The following is a 17,640-nucleotide window of genomic DNA, read 5'->3' as shown; positions in this document are numbered from 1 at the left end:
CGAGCGGCGGCGCTTTACGCGCCGCCGTCGAACTTCATGACCGGGATGCCGAGCTTGCGCGCCTTGTCCGCAAGGTTCTCCTGAATACCGGTGCCGGGGAAGACCAGGACGCCGACCGGCAGGACATCGAGCATGGCGTCGTTGCGCTTGAAGGGCGCGGCCTTGGCGTGCTTCGTCCAGTCGGGCTTGAAGGCGACCTGCGGCACCTTGCGACTGTCTGCCCAGCGGGAGGCGATCAGTTCGGCGCCCTTCGGCGAGCCGCCGTGCAGGAGCACCATGTCCGCGTGCTTGGCATGGACCTGATCGAGCTTCGTCCAGATCAGGTTGTGATCGTTGAAGTCCGCACCGCCCGTCACGGCGACCCTGGGACCGGCGGGCAGCAGCACCTCGGTCTCGGCCCGGCGCTTAGCGGCAAGGAAATCGCGGCTGTCGATCATTGCCGAGGTGAGGTTGCGATGGTTGACCATCGAACCGCTGCGCGGCCGCCAGGGTGTGCCGGTGTGGTGCTCGAAGGCGTCCGCCGAGAGATCGCGGAAGAGTTCCATGCTGTTGCGCCGTTCGACCAGGGTCTGTCCCTCCGCCGTGAGGCGTTCGAGTTCGACGCTCTTGACCTCGCTGCCATCCTGTTCCCGCTGAAGGCGGCGCTGCCCCTGCTCGTTGTCGTCGAGTTCGCGTTCGACCCGGTCGGCGGCGCGATGGAAGAGATTGACCGTCGACCAGAGGAGATCGTCGAGATCTGGTTCGAGGCGGGTGTCGCCGAGCGTCGAGACGAGGGCGTCGAAGATGTCTGCGACGGCTGCGGCGACGGTGTTGCCCTCCGGCAGCGGACGCGGATCGGGTTCGTCCTGGAAGGGGCGGTAGCCATAGAGCTGGAGTTCGGTGAGGACGTGATCGGTGGGGGATGAGGTGTGGAACGGCTCGAAGCCTGCGTCATCGTCTTCGTTCATCATCGGGAGCATCCTTCGTCTGGAGACCGCGCCCATCGCGGCCTTCGCAGGCGTCGAAGCTCACGGGCGGGACGGCCTGGCAGCCCTCGTGCTCCCGCGAGGGCCTTGATGGCCAAGCCGGCTATTTTGCTTCGCGATGCAAAGGCGGGGCTTGCTCCGCCGGCGGAAAATAGCCGAAAGCGCAGCGCCATTGCCCGGCTGGCCCGTTTGTGAGCCGATCGCCCTCTCAGAAGGCCGTGGGCGCCCTCTCCGACGCGGGAAGGGTGTTCCCGATGATGAGTGGAGACGGCAGGCGGAGCCATACAGAGCTTCGCCCCATCCCCCGCCGATCTTCTCACCCCTCCATGAACCGGCTGACGTCCACGGGATGAAGCTGATCCTTCAGGGCCGCCCGGAGGGCATCGACGCCGCGCCAACGCAGATCCTCGTTGAAGTCCTCGCGCGCTGGCGACATCGCAACCGCTTCGATCCCGACGCTCGCAGCTCGGGCGATCAGGCTGTCTCTCGCGCCGTCCCCAGCCGGATCACGATCGCGAAGGACATAGAGCCTGCGCAGCGTCGCCGGGAACAGGATGGCGGCGAGGTGTGCGGCCGAGAGCGCCGCCAGCATCGGCATGTGCGGCAGAACCTGACGGGGCGACAGCACGGTCTCGATGCCCTCTCCGGCGACCAGCACATCGCCGGCAACGCCAAAGCGGACGCCGTGTCCGAGAAGGTCGCCCATCGCCCGCCTCGGCGTTTCGACAGGCGCCTTGCCCGAGCCGTCCGGGGCGAGCCAGGTGCGGTGCGCGCCGGTCTGTCGCCCGTCAAGGTCGGTGACGGACGCGATCATCGCCGGCCAGATCTCCGTGGGCGAATGCTCGTCGGGCCGGTAATAGCACCGGGGATGGTAGCGTAGCGCGGTGGCGCCGATGAGCGACGTGATTGCCCGCCCGCTGAGGTAGGTCGCCGCGAGCGTGCCGGGGATCGGCTGCGACATGGCGAACAGCCGCCGCGACGCTTCCGGCGAACCGACGGCAATGCTCAATGTCCTGCCGGTCGGTGTCCTTGTCTGTTCCGGCGCGGGATGCGGGAGACTGAGGAAACGGCGTGCTTCCTCGGCCACGTCCTTGAAATCGACGAGGCCAAGCGCCTCGCGGATGATGTCGAGCAGATCGCCATGGTCGCCGGTGGCGGCGTCGGTCCATTTCCCGGCCGGGCCTTTGTGCGTGTCCCTGAGCCGGACATAGAGGGAGCGGCCAGGGCTGTTCTGCGCGTCGCCGACCTGCCAGTAATTGCCTGCCCTCCGACCGGAGGACAGATATTCGCGGCAGACCGCCTCGGCCTCGCGGCCGAGACGATGCGCCAGTTCCGAGGCGTGACGTGCAGCCATTTATGCGGCCTCCCGTTCGCCGATGCCTTCGACCGGCCAGCGGTCGAAGAGCTTGCCGATGATGGCCGGACCCTGGGCATCGGTCGGCACGAAGAAGCGCAGCTTCCACGAGATGATCTCGTGATAGAGGCCATAGGCCGTGAGGCGCTGGCGCATTGTATCGGTGAAGCCGGTGAGTTCGATGCGCAGCGCGCCCATGACGCGGACCCGGCGAAGCTGGAGGCCCTCGGTGAGATCGAGGATCGTCTTTCCGTCCATCAGGGCGGTAAAGGCATCTTCCGGGGTGATCGAGGCGGCGCCGGTCGCAGTCGCGTGAGCAACCCAGGCAGGGGAGACGCGGCGACCGATGATCCGCTCGCCGGCATCGGTCTGGAGCCGATAGACGCGGGTGGACTCGTTCGGCAACCGCTTCCAGATCGGCAAGAGCAGTCCCGTCACCATATGCAGTGTACTGTCGGAATACTCCGGCACCTCGGCGATCTCGTTATTCCAGGCCGAGGCGAAGGCGTCCCGGTCGGCTTCGACCCAATGGGTCTCGGGCATGGTCTTGACCGGGATGTTGTGCGCTTCCATCGGCCGGATCAGCCGGACACGGCGGTCGATCTCGCCATCGTCGAGCATGACGCTGGTGGTCGGAACCTGCACGGCGGCGCGGCCCGACCGTTCGTTGACCAACAGGACCGCGCGCGGATCGTCCAGGTTGCCTATGGCCTCCGCCAGCGTGACCGGATGGTTGCGCTTGCGCTCGGTGATGGTCAGTAGGCGGGTCTGGGCGCCGGTGCGCGGGTGCGTATAGATCGTCTGGCGGTCGGTGACGACAAAGCTCTCCGCTCGCAGCGTCTCCAGCCCGGCGTCATAGGTGCCCGACGCGATGGCGCCCTCGATGCGCGCCGTCAGAAGTTGCTCGAAGGCGGTGAACAGCACGCCCTGAAGCTCAATCGTCAAGGCCAGCAGCCGGTTCAGGAAGGTCGTGATGGCTGGGAGGTCATCCTTGATGCCGTTGGAGTCCATCAGTTTCAAGCCGGTGGCGCTCTCAAAGCGGTCGAGCGAGCATCCCTCGACCTTGCCGCGGACCAGCAGCAGGTAGAGCTGGCGCAGCGCGTCGCGGGCGTAATGCGATTCCAGATTGTCCTCGGGCCGAAACAGGCCCTGACCGCCGGTCTGGCGCTGGCCGCGCGTGATCGCGCCCAGGGTGTCGAGACGGCGGGCGATGGTCGAGAGGAAGCGCTTTTCGGCTTTGACGTTCGTGGTGATCGGCCGGAACAGGGGCGCTTGCTTCTGGTTGGTCCGGTGCGTTCGGCCAAGCCCCTGAATCGCAGTATCGGCCTTCCATCCGGCTTCGAGCAGGTAATGGACGCGCAGCCGCGTGTTCCGGGCCGACAGTTCGGCATGATAGCTGCGGCCGGTGCCGCCGGCGTCGGAGAACACCAGAACCTGCTTGCCGTCGTCCATGAACGCCTGGGTTTCGGCCAGGTTGGCCGAAGCTGCGCGGTTCTCGACGACAAGGCGATCAACAGTGACGCCCTTGCCAGCCTTGCGGATGATGCGCCGCGACCGGCCCGTCACTTCTGCGACGGTATCGGTGCCGAAATGCTGGATCACCTGATCGAGCGCGCCCGGCACTGGTGGTAGGCTGGCGAGTTTCGCGATCAGCTCGTCGCGGCGGGCGACTGCTTCGCGGCTTTCGACGGGCTGGCCGTCGCGCATGACGGGCCGCGACGACATATTGCCCTCCGAGCCGGTGAACGGCTCGTAGAGCTGCACCGGGAAGGAATGGGCAAGGTAGTCCAGGACATATTCCCTCGGGGTGATGTCCACGCGGACGTCGTTCCATTCCTCGGTCGGCAGCTCGGCCAGCCGCCGTTCCATAAGCGCCTCGCCGGTCGAGACGATCTGGATTACGGCCGAATGGCCCGCCTCCAGATCGGCTGCGATGGAGCGGAGCAGCGTCGGGGTTTTCATGCTGGTCAGGAGGTGGCCGAAAAACCGCTGCTTGGCCGACTCGAAGGCCGAGCGCGCGGCGGATTTCGCCTGCCGATTCAAGGTGCCGGTGCTGCCGGTGATATTGGCCGCTTCCATCGCCGCATCCAGATTGTTGTGAATGATGGCGAAGGCCCCGGCATAGGCATCGTAGATGCGGGTCTGTTCCGGGGTCAGCTCATGCTCGACCAGCTCGTATTCGACGCCGGCGAAGGACAATGACCTGGCCGTATAAAGGCCGAGGGCGCGCATGTCCCTGGCGAGAACCTCCATCGCCGCGACTCCGCCGCCCTCGATAGCCTCTACGAACTCGGCCCGCGTGGCGAAGGGGAAATCCTCGCCGCCCCACAAGCCCAACCTTTGCGCATAGGCGAGGTTGTGGACCGTGGTGGCGCCGGTCGCCGAGACATAGACGATGCGGGCATCCGGCAGGGCGTGCTGGAGGCGAAGTCCGGCGCGGCCCTGCTGGCTGGCGGTGACATCGCCCCGTTCTCCCTTGCCGCCTGCGGCGTTCTGCATCGAATGCGCCTCGTCGAAGATGATCACTCCATCGAAATCCTCGCCCAACCATTCGACGATCTGCTTGACGCGGGAAACCCTATCGCCGCGGTCGTCAGAGCGTAGCGTGGCATAGGTCGTGAAAAGGATGCCTTCGGGCAGCGTCACGGGCTTGCCCTGCGGGAAGCGCGACAGCGGCGTGACCAGCAGGCGCTCCATGCCGAGCGCCGACCAGTCGCGTTGCGCGTCTTCCAGCAACTTGTCCGACTTCGAGATCCAGACGGCCTTGCGGCGGCCCTGCATCCAGTTGTCGAGTATGATGGCGGCGGATTCCCGGCCCTTGCCGACGCCGGTGCCGTCACCGACGAAGAAGCCTTGCCGGAAGCGGACGGCGTTCTTGGCGTCCTCGGCCGCCGCGCTGACCACATCGCAAGTCTCGTCCACGGTCCAGGCCCCGGCGAGATGGTCGGCATGGGCCTGGCCGGCATAGATGACGGTCTCAAGCTGCGCGTCGGACAGAAGGCCGAGGATGGTCGTCGGCAGATGCGGCCGGTAGCTGGGCTTCGGCGGCGCGACGCTCGACATCGCCGCCGACTGGACGAGTTGGGTCGGATGGGCCTGGGCGCCGGGAATACGGATGACCTGAAGCCCGTATTCCTCATAGATGGCGTCGGTGATGTGGCCGCCCTCGGCCGGCTGCCAATCGACGGTCTCATAGTCGAGCGGTGCGGCTTCCGGTTCGGTCTGGGGCGCCGGGCGAGCAGCTTTTGCCGTGCGGTTGATATAGCCGCGCACGGTGCGGGGCGCAGGCGCTGCGGCGACCGGAACGACGACAGAGGGATCGACGGGCTGCCGTGCAGGCAGGTGTGCGCAGATCCAGGTCATCAGCGTAGCGGCATCCGGTGCGACGCCGGGAGCGGTCGGGAAGATCGCCGGATCGTCGGCGAGCAGCTTGTCGATGACAGTGATCCGGGTATCGATCGTCGTGCCATGCTTGGCATAGACAGAACCATCGACTGCGGCGGAGAAGACCACGCGACCGCGCTCCTGCAGCCGGACGAAGGCCGGGGTCCAGGCAGGATTATCGGGGGCGAAGCTCGCGCCGGTGATCGTCACCAGCCGCCCGCCGGGCGCAAGGCGCGCAAGCGCCGAAGCGACGTGGCGGAAGGCGGCATCGGCGACGCGGCCCTGGACATTCGCCAGCGCCGAGAACGGCGGGTTCATCAGCACCACGGACGGGACCAGGGCAGGATCGAGGTGATCGTCGATCTGCGCCGCGTCGAAACGCGTGACGGACAAGGCGGGAAAGAGGGAGGAAAGAAGACCGGCGCGCAATTCGGCCAGCTCGTTGACGACGAGCGCGCCGCCGGCGATCTCGGCGAGGATGGCGAGAAGCCCGGTCCCGGCCGAGGGTTCCAGAACCCGGTCGGCAGGCGTGATGGCGGCGGCGGTCGCGGCGGCCAGCCCCAGCGGGATCGGGGTAGAGAATTGCTGGAAGGTCTGCGCTTCCTCCGAGCGCCGCGTATGGGTCGGCAGCAGTCCGGCGATCCGCGTCAGCAGCGGCAGGCTGTCGCTCGGAGACCCGGCTTTACGGAAAAGCGCCTTTCCGTATTTGCGCAGGAAGAGAACGGTCGCCGCCTCGCAGGCGTCATAAGCGGTTTTCCAGTCCCAGGCGCCGGCGGTATCGGACGCGCCAAAGGCGGTTTCCATCGCGCCGCGCAGCGTGGCCGCGTCGATACGCTGGCCGCGCTCGAGATGAGGCAGGAGAAGGCCCGCTGCCGAAAAGACGGACGTGGCGGTATCGCTGTCGGAGGCAAGCGGAAGCGGCCCGGCGACCGATGCCGCCGCGGATGCGGAAATCATGTTCATGGGGAAGACCTCGGGAGAGCGGGACAGGATCGAGCCGCGCAGCGCTCTCTCTCGACCGCACAGGCTCAAACCCGTCCCGGCCTCCCTCTGCCTCTCGAAAGGTGGGCCGTGGCTGGCATGAAAAAAGCGCCCTGCCGAATGGCAGGACGCTTGCCGGGTTCAGCCGAAGCGGCGGCCGGTTGCCGTAAAGGTGTATTCGTTGGCGGCGATGACCTCATCGACGGCTTCGTCCGAGGTGAGATACTCGTATTCGCGTTCGAGCTGCCGATAGAGCCAACGGGCCAGGTCGCGCAGCGCCTCGGCCACGGCGTCTTCCGCATCGGCCGTCATATCCTGATAGGTTGGACTGTCGCGCTCGACCGAGATCGTCATGCAGTATTCGTGGTAGTAGTGACCGCGATGGCTCGCCTCGGCGCTAAGCTGGTAGAAATTACGCCGCTGGACCGCCTGAAGTGCATCGGCGATGCAGTGCAGTTCGGCGTCTTGCGGCGCGTGTTCCCTGATGCGGCGCGGGGCGTTTTTCCGGTAGGAATAGAAGGTCTCGAAGCAGGCGCCGTCGCCCTGGCTCCAGAACCCTCGAAACCAGATGCAGGGCTTCTGCCGGGAGCCGCCGCCGTAGAGTCGCACGCTGCGGGTCTTGAGCCGAAGGCCGAGGATTTCCGCGATCTGTTGGAAATCCTCGTAAACGGCATCATACCAGTCGTAGTCGAAGCCGCCTTCGCGATACCAATCGCGGGCCTTCTCCTTGGCGGCGTCAGCAAGCTCGTCGAGCTGATAGACCGTGGTTTCGATGACCTTACTCATCTGAGCCGCCTCCATCGAGAACCTGGGCGAGCCAGCCATCGGTGTAGGTCCATGCCACCGTCTCGCCGGTGGCGAGGTCGAGGACATGAGCGCCGCCGCCGAAACCGTCGAGGCGCGGCCGCGAGCAGGTGTTGGCGTATTGGAAGCCCCAGAGACCACTGAGGCGGAACTCGGTCGCGCAGATCTTCACGAACTGGAGCAGACGCTCGGGATCGCCTGTCTGGTCATCGCGCATCCAGAGCCGGGCACCCCCGTGCTCCGGCTGGATCGATAGGAGAAACCCCTCGGACGGCGGTTCGTCGGAAGCGCCTTCCTCCGAAAGCTTGTTGTAGAGGTCGAGCGCTCGGGCGGCATTATCGGGCGTGCCGACGTCAAGAAGGCACGAGAAATGGGTAAAGTAGTTGGCCATGTCAGGCTCCTGAAACGAGAAAGCCCGGCGCGATGGCCGGGCGAGGTTCAAGGGATGGACGCGGTGCGGAAGCGTCAGAGGCGGAACTGCGCCACAAGCCGCTGGGCATCGGCATGGTGGCGCAGCATGTCGCGATAGAACCGCTTTCGCGCGCCCCGCAGTGCGGGATCGCGCCGGGCCGATAAAGCCTGCTTGCAGCGCGCGGCGCGGATTACGGCGCGCTCGCTGTCCCAGACCAGGATGTCGAGGCGCAGGTAGGTCGCAGACATCGCCACCACCTAGACGTTGATGCGTTCGCACAGAGCGTCGATACGTGTCGGATCGAGGCCGGTATGCGCGCCGTCATTGGTGACGATGTTTTCGAGCGCAGGTTCGAGGTCGCCGCGCCCAAGGGCGAGCTGGAGGAGGCGCAGCCCCGCCAGCAAGGCGTCGCGCTCGTGGGCGGTGACGCCGATGGTCAGGAACGCCTCGACGGCTTCACCGTCGTCGAGGAGGCGAACGCCGCTGTGCTCGTCGATCTCGTAATCGTCGAACTCCTGCACATAGCCGGTGGGGAGCCATGCGCCTTCGTAATGAACGCTTCGGACGAGACTTCGCGCCTCTTCGGGCGTGTCGGCCTCTAGGACGGTTTCGTAATAGACGAAGGCGTCGTGGCCTTTGCTGACGACGAATTTCGGCATGGGAAAAACTCCATAGGTGAGAACCCGGCGAAGCGAAGCGCCGGGTCGCATGGGTGGAAATCGGGGATGGGATCAGGCGGCCTGTGGCAGCCGGAGCAGACCGGCGGCGGCCTCGCGCCAGAAGGGGTCGACCAGGCGTGCTTCGAGCAGGCCGGCCTGGTGGCGATGATTGCGGGCCGCACCTTGCTCGCCCCGGCCGGAGGCGGCGAAAGCCAGTCCGCGCAGGCGGCTGGCTTCGGTCACGATCCGACGGGCCTCGCCGTCGCTGGCGACAGGCGGTTGCCAGAGAATGATCCCGGCGCGGATTTCGCCGGCCAGAACCAGGTTCTGATCGTTGTCCTGGATGACGGCGAAGCGTGGATGAAAGCGCAGCGTCTTATCTTGTCCCAAGCCAATGCCGCCGCGCCTGACCGAAACGGCCGCGAAGCTGCTGGCGTTCTCCAGCGACGGGCGGTCGCCGAGAAAGACGTTGCGGTCGAAGCTATCGGCCTCATCGGTGCCGACATAGCGGGCCGTGCCGATGCAGGTGATGCGCAGCGGCAGCTTCGCGGCAAGGCGCAGCCGGGGCAGGATCTGATGCGCGAGGATGTCGCCGATCGGGGCGAAGTTGGTTTGAGGTGCAAGGGCCATCGCAGGATGCTCCAGGACGGGCGCCGGGAGCTCTCTCTCCGGCAACCAACCCGTCCCGGAAAACCCGTCCGCACTCTCACTCTCCCTTGCCGGGGCATGAGCCGGCGCCGCTGCCGGCGATGGCCGGCCATCGAAGTGCTGAAGGCCCGGACGCGATCTTCCGCTGTCCGAGCCGTCGGGGTGAGGCGCTGTCGCGCCTCAGCCGAAGGGATCAAGTTCCAGCCTGACCATTTCTTCGTCGCCATCGAATTCGTCGGCGGGCATCGCGCCGTGAGTGCCGTCCCCGGCCTGGAAGACGATGATCGAAACCATCAGCGTAGTGGCGAGGCTTGCGGCGAAGGCGGTGGCATCTGCATAGGACATGGTTCCGGCTCCTGTCTTGGGAGGCGGGGGACCATCCCCCGCGCGACAGGCGCCCGAAGTGTCTGACCGGCTCTGCAATCACCCTCGGGCGTTCGGACTTTTTCCGAATCCCCGAGGGCGGCACGCGCGCGTAAGCCGACCCCTTGCGGGTTGATTGATAAGGAGACGGATCGGACCAAGGTTTGCGAATGGAAGCGGGATGGTGTCCGGCATCAGACAGCAGCCGGATCATCAATCTAAAAGGGATGCCATCGCCTCGCACTTCCCGCCTAATGGTAAAGCGAAGATGTTTGAGGGTCTGAGCTGTCCGGGCACGAGCTTGGCCCGCTGTGGCGTTGCATGGCGCCGAGGTCCACGGGTCGAATTGATGAGAATACTATGAGCGGCCGGCTGCGTCAGGATGGAATTCATACGCGCTCGAAGCTTTGATGCGGCCTCTTGTTGAGGTGAAACCATGAGCAGAAATGCACTTTTGCGGGCAACGATGAAGACGAACGAGAGCAGCCGATCATCCTGGCGTATGGCGATAACGGTTATCGGAGCGGCCTTCGGGATTTGGACGAAGCCCGACACACCGAACCAACAAGGCGATCGACGCTCATGATGAGTGGCTATTTGACGGGTAAGTCCGCCAATATCGGTGGCGAGCGACGGCGTTATACGGTCATTGAGAAGCCCGATGGGTGGTGCGTAAGCCTGAACGGGATGACAACAGGGGCGTTTCCGAACCGGGCCGCGGCTGCAACGGTGGCGAGGAGCCTCCAGCACCAAGCCGATAACCTCAATCACGTCTATGAGCGGAAATCCCACTGAGAGGGGAACCGGCTACCGCCATTTGACGGCCGGCTGGTAGATAAATGTCGGAGGTGGGAGTTCCCCGAAAATGAAAAAAGGCCCGACGACGGATCGCCGGGCCTTGAAGCTGAAAATGAAGACGGCGGGGCGGCTTCGACCGCCCGCCGGGGTTTGGCGTCATTCCGCGGCGATCATCGCTGGCGCCTCGGCTTCCGGGTCTTCGGCGGTTTCCTCGTCCTCGTCCTCACCGGCAAGGAAGGCTGGGAGCGCCGTCTCGGCCTCGCCTTCCGAGGTATCGGACGTGGTCGGCTCGTCATGGTCGATCAGGCGCAGCGGCTCCGGTAGCCAGCCACTGTCGGCCAGCAAGCGTTCGGCCTCCTTGGCCATGTCGCCCTTCTTCAAGTGGTCGATGAGCTGGGCCGCGCGTTCGCCCGCGCCTTCGCGGACGGCCGCAAGAATGCGGGGCTTGGTCACGCGGCCGAGATAGTTCTCGACCGTGGGTCGGAAGCCGACGTCCACCATGTCGAGGCCGGTGGCGCGGGCCAGTCGATCGGCCTCTGCCATACGCCGGTCGAGGCCCGACTGCGACACGCCGCTGCCGCTGTAGGGATTGGGCCGTTCATAGAGGGCGTTGATCCCATAGCTGACGCAATGCGCGAGCAGCGCCATGCGGCTGGCGTCGTCGAGCACGGCGAGCCAGTCCCACAGCGCATCCTCATCGGCTGGTAGGTCAGCCTTCCAGTCCTCATGCCGCTGGATGACGGACTTGGCATAGGCCGTCTCGGCGAGATCCTTGCCCTGTTCGCGGAAGAAGACGTGATTGACGGACGCCTGCAGGCTGGCGCCGGAGGTGGCCGTCCGCTGGAAGGTGTCGCGCACGAGCTTGTGCAGCAAGGCGGTAAACGCGACCTGGGGATTGGCGCCCACGGCATCGCGGAGCGCCAGGGTGCGGTGCGCAGTCAGCTCGGTAACGAGCCGTTCGGGCAGCGGCTTGATGACGTCTTCCTCGTCGTCATCCTCCGGTTCGGCCGACTGGCCGCCGATGGTGATGACGGCGCGCTGAACGGTGCCGGATGCCGCGACTTCGGTACCGGTGGCTTCGGCCTCGCCGTCGGGGTCCTCGACGCCGACCGGCGTCTCGTCCTCCGGGCGCACATAGCCGCGATCGACGACGGGCTCGCCATTGCGGTCGACGCTGATGAAGACGCCGCCACGCGCGATGTCGGCCGGATCGTAGATGACCGGGCGCTTCTCGAAGGCTTCGAGCGCCGTCTCGATCTCGCCGAGACGCTGGTCGATCTCGTCCGGCAGCTCATCGGCTTCCGAGTATTCAGCCTCGATCCGTTCGTATTCCTCACGCAGGGCTTCTCGGGCCGCGCGCTCGTCATCGTTCAGATCGACGAGGGTGAAGTCGAGCGCCCGCAGCCCCTGATCGTAGCCATAGGGCAGATCGGTATCGACGGTGATCCACTTCCAGCCCTCGGCGGCGATTTCCTCGGCGAGGGTCTTGAGCTTCTCCGCGACCAGGCGGTCGAGAAGCGCGGGGTCCTGAAGCCAGCCGCCTCCATCGGTCTGAAAGAGATCGCGCAGCAAGCTGCCGCCCGCCTGCTCATAGGTTTCGATGCCGATGAACAGGGCGCGCTTGTCGGTGGCCGGCACCGTGGTTTCAGTGAGCAACTGGCGGATATACCAGGGCTGGCGATTGTGGGAGGTCTGGACCGTCTCCCAGACCTGCTCCTGGCGGGCATGGTCGGGATTGACGGTGAAGGCCATCAGCTCTTCGAGCTTCATGCCGTCCTCGGCATAGATGTCGAGGAGCGTGGGCGAGACAGAGGCCAGACGCAGGCGTTGCTTCACCACCTGCGCGGTCGTGAAGAAGGCCGCAGCGATCTCCTCCTCGCTCATGCCCTTGCGGCGCATGTCATAGAAGGCCCGGAACTGATCGAGAGGATGCAGCGGCACGCGCTGGGTGTTTTCGGCGAGGCTGTCGTCCTCGGCGAGAATCGACGTGGAGGGATCACGCACGACGCAGGGCACAGGCGCGGTCCTGGCGAGTCGCTTCTGCTTCACGAGGATGGCGAGCGCCTGATAGCGGCGACCGCCGGCGGGAACTTCATACATGTCGGTCTCATCGCCCCTGGCGTCGAGGACCGGGCGGACATTGAGGCTCTGGAGGAGCGTGCCTCGGCGGGCGATGTCCTCGGCCAGTTCCTCGACCGAGACGCCGGCCTTGACGCGTCGGACATTCGATTGGCTGAGCACGAGCTTGTTGAAGGGGATGTCGCGGGAAGGCGACAGGATGATTTTCTGGGCGGCAGTAGCCATCGTGGTAGTCTCCGCGACGGGCGCCGAGAGCCTCTCTCTCGACCCGAACCCGTCACGAAAATCCCCACCTCCCTCTCACTCTGCTGGTCGGACCCTGTCGTCTGGCCAGGGGCGAGAATGGAACGGCGATGTTCAGGACTGTCTTCCTGTGCCATAGGGATTGCATCGCCTGCGGCTTGAACACCGCATCGATCGCATCAAGCGTTTGAACACTGGGTCACCGACTATGTCGGGCGGCCCACGGAATAGAATACCCATCGGCGTCGGGCTTGCCCGGCGTGGGAAATACGTGGGGCGCGGTTCCCAGTGTTCACGCGTGTTCAACCGTCCCGGCGCCAGTCGGGGCGGCGGGGAATTGTCTATGGACGCTATGATTTCTGGCTGGAGAAATCCGCCCTGGGCGGACTTGGCGCGTGTTCTGCGCCGATGGCTGGGGGCGTCGCCAGCCCGCCATGTCCGCTTTTCCGAGGCGGACCGGGCCGTCATTACCGCACAAGGCAAGGCACTGATGCTGTTGGCGACAATGCTTCACGCACGGGGCGTGATGGATATGGAGGAGTTCGCCGGCACGCTCGCCGTGTTCAGCGTGGTTGTCGCTGAGGACAACGCGGCCGAAGGCGATATTCTCGCTGTCTGGGCAGGGTTGATGAAGGACGGCCGGTAGGCTGAGCGTCGTGGCGCAAGGCTGCAAGCTGACGAACCGGAAACGCGGAAAACCGCAGAACCGGACACCCGGAAAGCCGGAGAAGCGGCTTTGCGCATCTGCGGATTTCAGGAAATCAGACGCCGCACATGCCCTCGCACTCGTTCGGCCAGAGATCGAGCTGGCCGTGGTCGGCGGTCGTCGATAGATGGGTTTGGTCCAGTGGCACGGCGGAGCGGTGCAGATAGACTTCGGCGCGGATGCCGCGGAAACCGGTGCGGATGGCGGCATCGACCGACACGGCGTCCGTCCAGGCTTCGGGATCATGATCGCGCATCTGTCGCCAGTGATTGTCGGAATGAAACGGACACCCGATGCAGGCGCTTTTGGGCGGCAGCGGATAATCATGCCGTTCCAGCCAGCGCAGGCAATCCTGGCGAGTAAGGCCCCGCTCGATCAGGGGCCAGCGGTTGACCTGCCAGCTCTCGAAAGAGGGCTTCATGCGAAGCGCCTCGTCGAGCGAAATCCCGATCCATTGCTCGGCGACCGGCGACGTGGGCGAGCGCCGCCCGGCGATGCCGAGCAGCTCGCGCACTTTCCGCCTGATCGGCACGATCTTGTAGTCTCCGGTGCATTGGCGGCGGATCATGCCGATGCTGGCCCGCTCGGTAGCCACGATGCGGGAGCCGACAACGACGAGATCGCCGTTTTCATCCTCGTCATAGACGGGAAGCTCGCTCCCGGCCGGGGTCACGGTGCGGGTGAAGGCTGGAATGGAGGCCCAGCGCTCGCCCTGTGCGCCGGCGATGAGGTCGGCGCGCAGATCCCCGCCCGAGACGATATGGACGGGAAACGGCAGGACATTGGGCGATCGCAGCAAGGCGAGATGGTCATAGACGGCCTGCGGCTCCCACCCGGTATCGGCGAAGATGGCGCAATCGGGCATGGGGCCGACTTCGCCATGCGCCGCCATCAGCGCCAGCGTGGTGGACTGGACGCCGGCGCCCAGGCTGAGGACGCGCAGGCGGATGTCGACCGACTGCGCGGGGTCGGGGACGAAACCCGGAAAGGCGAGCGCGTTCATCACGCCGCCTCCCGCTCGTCGTCGTTCTGGTCGATGCTGCCGGCATCCGGCAGGAAGCTGAGAAGCCAGTCGGCCGCCTTGCTGGCTTGGGAGGCGGCTCGGACGATGGCGCGATTGTCTTCGCGCAGGACGTCTAGCCAGGAGCCGATATAGTCGGCATGGCGGACGGTCGGAGCGATGCCGAGCGAGGCGCAGCAGAAGGCCGCGTTGATCTCGGCAATCAGCTCCTCGAAGGCGTATTTCTTGGTGCCGAAGGAGCCGGAGAAATCACGGCCGAGGCGCAAGGGATGGCCCGTCGCGTGTCCGAGCTCATGCAGCGCCGTACGGTGCCAGTTGATCGGCTCGAAATACGCCTGCGGCGGCGGAACGACGACATAGTCATGCGCCGGGACATAGAAGGCGCGGTCTCCGCCGATGCGGAAGTCGATGCCGGTCGCCCGGATCAGGGCCTCGACGCGCGGCTCGATCAGGCCCGGTTCGGGCGGCGGTGCGACGACGGCGATTTCTTCAGGCAGGCCGTCGCATTGAGCGGCGTTGAAGACCGTGAAGCGCTTCAGGAACGGAATCGCCTGAGCGTCCTCGCCGGCCTCGCGGGCGCGGCGCTTTTCGTCCTCGGGGGTGAAACGATCGGCATAGACGACGGTGGTGCCGCGCTCGCCCTTCCTGACATTGCCGCCGAGGGAAAGCGCCTGGCGGAAGGTGAGCCAGCTCTGGCCGGGGAAACCATGCTCGATGACGGCGCCCCAAAGGATGAGGACGTTTATCCCCGAATAGCGCCGGCCTGTGGCGGCGTTCTGCGGCATGGCGAGCGGCGCCTTGACCGCGGCCGAGCCCCAGGGCTGAACCCAAGGGAAGCGGCCGGCCTCCAGTTCGCCGATGATCTTGTTTGTGATATCGTCGTAAAGGCTCGCCCGATCCGAGCCGGGGCGCGCGCTGCGATCCTGTCTGGACATCGCGGTTCTCCGCGACGGGCGCCGGAGACCTCTTCTCCAGCCCTCAACCCGTCACGGCAAACCCGGTCCGCACTCTCACTCTAAAGGGGGCGTTGCGGGGTCTCCCCGCAGAAGGGGGTGCGCCGGCAACGAAGTGCCGGCCAGGGGGAAGGCTTTCCCCCGCCAAAAATGCAGACAGTCGTGGAAACGATGGTTGCGAGCCCTGCCGGGCAAACCGATCAACCTTCCTGATGCCGTGAGGCTGTTGGAGGCGACCGCGCCGCCATACTGCCGTCAGCCGTCGTACTGCGCGAAATTGAGATCATAGAGGAGGCTGTCGATGGTGATGCCCGTCTTTTCGCAGAACTCCAGCATCTCTATCCAGGGATTGCCGCCGGGATCGCGGTCCCACAGCCGCACGATATATTGCTGGTAGCCATGCCCTTCGGTGATATCGCCAAGCAGGTGATGCTCCAGCAAAGTCATATGCTGACGCAGCCTGGTTTTTCCAAGGTTGAACGCGCCGACCACGTCTTCGGCCGGCAGGTCATCGACGTCCCGACGTCTCATGCGTTCGGCCAGCTTGATGGCGAATGCCCGCTCTTCGAGGGGAAGCTCCTTCAGCCTGTCGATGAAGGTGGTCAGCCCGGCGACTTCCTCGTCGAGATTCATCGAGTCGGTGACATCGAAGACCTCTCCGAACCGCTTCAGCGTTTCCGGATAGGTGGGCAGCCTGGCCTGGGTCGTGTCCGTGATCTGCGCGATGAGCTGTAGCTCCGCCCGTTTGAAACGATCTTCGTGATCGGCCTTGTATTTGCGCAGCACCTCGACCGTGTAGGTCGTCACATTGGGCTGATGGTCGATGATGTCATGGTGCTTGCCGCAAACCAGAAGCAGGTTTTCAAATGCGCGGCGGTCTTCGTTGCTCATGTCAACGTCAAAGCGCGGCCCGCCTTTCTCGGCGGCGCAGATATGGGCGACCTTGCCCAGCATGGCGCCGCTTGCGTCGACAAGCTGCTCCTGACAATCGGGGACGGCACACTGGTTTCCGCTATAGGCGAAGAGCTTCTTTACGGTGGAGGGCGTCGGATTAATTCTTTCGACCGTTTTCTTGGCCATGTTCGCGGAAACATCCCTCTGAAATGAACAACACTTATATTCTATGGCGATGCTGTTGCCTGCCCGCCTGGTGAGCGCAAGGGGCACTGAGGAACAGCCTCGCATCGTAAATCCGCAGAACCGGGTTTCAGCAAACGCGGAAAGCAGCCCTACAGGTCGCTGACGTGGTTCTCGATCTGCGCCGCGAGCTTGACCAACCTCTGGTCGCGCAGGATGCCGACGAAATCGGCGGCCGAGACGCGCGTCCGGCTGAGATTGCTGCGCGCATTCGCCAGCGAGGCGAGCAGCATATCCGGGGCCTGTTCGTAGAGACCGACGAGAAAGGCGTCCGGCGATTGCCGCGCCAGACCATGCTTCCTCAACTCGGCGACGGGGAAGTCACGCAGGTTCCAGGTGACGATCATCGACGCGCCAGCCTCGATCGCCGCCGCCGCGACGTGGCGGTCATCGGTATCGGGCAGGCTCACGGTGTGGATATGCCGTTCGTAGCCGGTGACGGTCGCCTCCGGCACGGCGACGTTCATGAGCTGCTTCGTCGCTTGCAGGTGCTCGGGCGGAAGACCCGGCGTATTGGCCAGTAGGTTGCGTATCCACTCGTCATGGATCGCCTCCGTCCAGTGCGCATCGACAAGACCGTCGACCGCCGCCTGCACGACGACATTCCTCAGATGGAAGGGGTAGAGGATGCAGGCATCGTAGATGGCGACGGCGGACTTAAACGCCATAGCGAAGATGGAGATCCTCGGCGTCAGCGGCGAGGTCCTGCATGGCCTTGCGCCGGACGTCGAGCTTGGCCTTCAGCGTCAGCACGTCCTTGAGCGAGGCGCGGCGGTGTTTGCCGATATAACGGAAGGGCAGATCGCCCCGGTCCATGCGCAGCACGACGAGCGGACGCGAGATGCCGAGGATTTCGGACGCCTCGGTGGGGCTCAGCTCCTGATCCTCGGAAAGAACCGCCACGCGCTCGCCGCTGAGCAGGTGCGTGATCAGGGCCTCGACGGCGCTCGCCGCCGCGGGCGGCAGGGTCAGGGTCTCATCGTGACCGTCGCGGCGCCGGACGCGCAGCTCGACGCGGTCGCCCTCCGCCAGCTTGGGCAGAGGCGAGACCTTCTTGCGGTCGCGGTCCGAGAGACCGGCGAATTTGACGACTTGGCTGGCCATGATGGGTTCTCCTGACCAGCCAATATAGT

General features: G+C 65.3%; 16 protein-coding genes. 1 reads left to right on the top strand and 15 read right to left on the bottom strand.

Annotation, left to right across the window (positions count from 1 at the left end; all coding sequences use genetic code 11):
• Nucleotides 1–14: 14 nt before the first annotated feature.
• From E4P09_RS07025 to E4P09_RS06985, 10 genes are all read right to left on the bottom strand, one after another.
• The gene (locus E4P09_RS07025) at nt 15–947 is read right to left on the bottom strand and encodes a DUF2493 domain-containing protein (RefSeq protein WP_428977700.1); all 933 of its coding nucleotides are present in this window, start codon (nt 945–947) and stop codon (nt 15–17) included.
• 334 nt (nt 948–1,281) lie between these two features.
• Nucleotides 1,282–2,319: a DUF7146 domain-containing protein gene (locus tag E4P09_RS07020; protein WP_137388803.1), complete on the bottom strand. Its 1,038-nt coding sequence runs from the start codon at nt 2,317–2,319 to the stop codon at nt 1,282–1,284.
• Nucleotides 2,320–6,666: a bifunctional class I SAM-dependent methyltransferase/DEAD/DEAH box helicase gene (locus tag E4P09_RS07015; protein ID WP_137388802.1), complete on the bottom strand. Its 4,347-nt coding sequence runs from the start codon at nt 6,664–6,666 to the stop codon at nt 2,320–2,322.
• A gap of 159 nt (nt 6,667–6,825) precedes the next feature.
• Entirely contained in the window at nt 6,826–7,470 is a 645-nt protein-coding gene (locus E4P09_RS07010; protein ID WP_137388801.1) for an antitoxin of toxin-antitoxin stability system, read from the bottom strand.
• A complete protein-coding gene (locus E4P09_RS07005) occupies nt 7,463–7,879 on the bottom strand; it encodes a hypothetical protein (protein ID WP_137388800.1) in 417 nt (138 codons plus the stop codon). The genes E4P09_RS07010 and E4P09_RS07005 overlap by 8 nt, the downstream gene beginning before the upstream one ends.
• Before the next feature lie 74 nt (nt 7,880–7,953).
• Nucleotides 7,954–8,148: a hypothetical protein gene (locus E4P09_RS07000; protein ID WP_137388799.1), complete on the bottom strand. Its 195-nt coding sequence runs from the start codon at nt 8,146–8,148 to the stop codon at nt 7,954–7,956.
• Between the two features lie 9 nt (nt 8,149–8,157).
• Nucleotides 8,158–8,559, bottom strand: coding sequence for a hypothetical protein (locus tag E4P09_RS06995; protein ID WP_137388798.1), 402 nt, complete (start codon nt 8,557–8,559; stop codon nt 8,158–8,160).
• A gap of 72 nt (nt 8,560–8,631) precedes the next feature.
• On the bottom strand, nt 8,632–9,189 hold the full coding sequence (locus E4P09_RS06990; protein WP_137388797.1) for a hypothetical protein: 558 nt from the start codon (nt 9,187–9,189) through the stop codon (nt 8,632–8,634).
• A 198-nt stretch (nt 9,190–9,387) separates the two neighbouring features.
• On the bottom strand, nt 9,388–9,552 hold the full coding sequence (locus E4P09_RS25870; RefSeq protein ID WP_170984264.1) for a hypothetical protein: 165 nt from the start codon (nt 9,550–9,552) through the stop codon (nt 9,388–9,390).
• A gap of 972 nt (nt 9,553–10,524) precedes the next feature.
• Nucleotides 10,525–12,672, bottom strand: coding sequence for a ParB/RepB/Spo0J family partition protein (locus E4P09_RS06985; protein ID WP_137388796.1), 2,148 nt, complete (start codon nt 12,670–12,672; stop codon nt 10,525–10,527).
• 361 nt (nt 12,673–13,033) lie between these two features.
• Here E4P09_RS06985 and E4P09_RS06980 point away from each other — a divergent pair, with 361 nt between their 5' ends.
• Nucleotides 13,034–13,336, top strand: a complete 303-nt coding sequence (locus E4P09_RS06980; protein WP_010398874.1) for a hypothetical protein — start codon at nt 13,034–13,036, stop codon at nt 13,334–13,336.
• A 115-nt stretch (nt 13,337–13,451) separates the two neighbouring features.
• On the opposite strand, the gene E4P09_RS06975 is transcribed toward E4P09_RS06980, so the two are convergent.
• The 5 genes from E4P09_RS06975 to E4P09_RS06955 form a co-directional block, all read right to left on the bottom strand.
• Nucleotides 13,452–14,399, bottom strand: a complete 948-nt coding sequence (locus E4P09_RS06975) for a hypothetical protein (RefSeq protein WP_137388795.1) — start codon at nt 14,397–14,399, stop codon at nt 13,452–13,454.
• Entirely contained in the window at nt 14,399–15,352 is a 954-nt protein-coding gene (locus E4P09_RS06970) for an ArdC family protein (protein WP_010398869.1), read from the bottom strand. Before E4P09_RS06970 ends, E4P09_RS06975 begins: the two co-directional genes overlap by 1 nt.
• Before the next feature lie 273 nt (nt 15,353–15,625).
• Nucleotides 15,626–16,450: a hypothetical protein gene (locus E4P09_RS06965; RefSeq protein WP_137388794.1), complete on the bottom strand. Its 825-nt coding sequence runs from the start codon at nt 16,448–16,450 to the stop codon at nt 15,626–15,628.
• Nucleotides 16,451–16,599: 149 nt separating this feature from the next.
• Nucleotides 16,600–17,175: a PIN domain-containing protein gene (locus tag E4P09_RS06960; protein WP_137388793.1), complete on the bottom strand. Its 576-nt coding sequence runs from the start codon at nt 17,173–17,175 to the stop codon at nt 16,600–16,602.
• Nucleotides 17,165–17,611: a MerR family transcriptional regulator gene (locus tag E4P09_RS06955; RefSeq protein WP_137388792.1), complete on the bottom strand. Its 447-nt coding sequence runs from the start codon at nt 17,609–17,611 to the stop codon at nt 17,165–17,167. Before E4P09_RS06955 ends, E4P09_RS06960 begins: the two co-directional genes overlap by 11 nt.
• Nucleotides 17,612–17,640 lie beyond the last annotated feature (29 nt).

The sequence above is a fragment of the Rhodoligotrophos defluvii genome, assembly GCF_005281615.1.
In the GTDB taxonomy this organism is placed as follows: domain Bacteria; phylum Pseudomonadota; class Alphaproteobacteria; order Rhizobiales; family Im1; genus Rhodoligotrophos; species Rhodoligotrophos defluvii.
The sequence above is the reverse complement of the archived record's forward strand: the minus strand, read 5'-3'. Positions and strand labels throughout refer to the sequence as shown.

Bases quoted from the DNA above. Each gene is read 5' to 3' on its own strand.
- E4P09_RS07025 (WP_428977700.1), bottom strand. From the start codon at position 947: ATGAACGAAGACGATGACGCAGGCTTCGAGCCGTTCCACACCTCATCC.
- E4P09_RS07020 (WP_137388803.1), bottom strand. From the start codon at position 2,319: ATGGCTGCACGTCACGCCTCGGAACTGGCGCATCGTCTCGGCCGCGAG.
- E4P09_RS07015 (WP_137388802.1), bottom strand. From the start codon at position 6,666: ATGAACATGATTTCCGCATCCGCGGCGGCATCGGTCGCCGGGCCGCTT.
- E4P09_RS07010 (WP_137388801.1), bottom strand. From the start codon at position 7,470: ATGAGTAAGGTCATCGAAACCACGGTCTATCAGCTCGACGAGCTTGCT.
- E4P09_RS07005 (WP_137388800.1), bottom strand. From the start codon at position 7,879: ATGGCCAACTACTTTACCCATTTCTCGTGCCTTCTTGACGTCGGCACG.
- E4P09_RS07000 (WP_137388799.1), bottom strand. From the start codon at position 8,148: ATGTCTGCGACCTACCTGCGCCTCGACATCCTGGTCTGGGACAGCGAG.
- E4P09_RS06995 (WP_137388798.1), bottom strand. From the start codon at position 8,559: ATGCCGAAATTCGTCGTCAGCAAAGGCCACGACGCCTTCGTCTATTAC.
- E4P09_RS06990 (WP_137388797.1), bottom strand. From the start codon at position 9,189: ATGGCCCTTGCACCTCAAACCAACTTCGCCCCGATCGGCGACATCCTC.
- E4P09_RS25870 (WP_170984264.1), bottom strand. From the start codon at position 9,552: ATGTCCTATGCAGATGCCACCGCCTTCGCCGCAAGCCTCGCCACTACG.
- E4P09_RS06985 (WP_137388796.1), bottom strand. From the start codon at position 12,672: ATGGCTACTGCCGCCCAGAAAATCATCCTGTCGCCTTCCCGCGACATC.
- E4P09_RS06980 (WP_010398874.1), top strand. From the start codon at position 13,034: ATGGACGCTATGATTTCTGGCTGGAGAAATCCGCCCTGGGCGGACTTG.
- E4P09_RS06975 (WP_137388795.1), bottom strand. From the start codon at position 14,399: ATGAACGCGCTCGCCTTTCCGGGTTTCGTCCCCGACCCCGCGCAGTCG.
- E4P09_RS06970 (WP_010398869.1), bottom strand. From the start codon at position 15,352: ATGTCCAGACAGGATCGCAGCGCGCGCCCCGGCTCGGATCGGGCGAGC.
- E4P09_RS06965 (WP_137388794.1), bottom strand. From the start codon at position 16,450: ATGGCCAAGAAAACGGTCGAAAGAATTAATCCGACGCCCTCCACCGTA.
- E4P09_RS06960 (WP_137388793.1), bottom strand. From the start codon at position 17,175: ATGGCGTTTAAGTCCGCCGTCGCCATCTACGATGCCTGCATCCTCTAC.
- E4P09_RS06955 (WP_137388792.1), bottom strand. From the start codon at position 17,611: ATGGCCAGCCAAGTCGTCAAATTCGCCGGTCTCTCGGACCGCGACCGC.